Annotated in this window: 1 protein-coding gene; it reads right to left on the reverse strand. The window is 38.6% G+C overall.

Going from position 1 to position 295, the window contains the following annotated elements; all coding sequences use genetic code 11:
- Positions 1 to 295: glycine/sarcosine/betaine reductase component B subunit (locus TCEL_RS00420; RefSeq protein WP_040683678.1), on the reverse strand; the 295-nt coding region annotated here is incomplete at both ends.

Consider the following 295-nt stretch of genomic DNA (forward strand, 5'->3'; position numbering starts at 1 on the left):
ACCAGCCATAACTGTCTTTAGCATAGCAAGTGCTCTTACAGCATCTTCTTTACATAATGTGTTGCATGCTAAAACTTCATTTTCAATACCTTGTTCAGACTTATTTAGGTCTACCATGTACTTCATGTATTCATTACCAACAACTAGTGCTCCTTGAACTGCACAGAAGGACATACCAACTACTGGAACACCCCTCATACCAATTTGCTCTATGTGGCTTGCAAAGTCAATGTGGTTGTTTCCAAATCCTTCTGTTGTTACAATTGCACCATCAACATCCATAGTTTCAATTAGC

It is taken from the genome of Thermobrachium celere DSM 8682 (assembly GCF_000430995.1).
In the GTDB taxonomy this organism is placed as follows: Bacteria; Bacillota; Clostridia; order Clostridiales; family Caloramatoraceae; genus Thermobrachium; species Thermobrachium celere.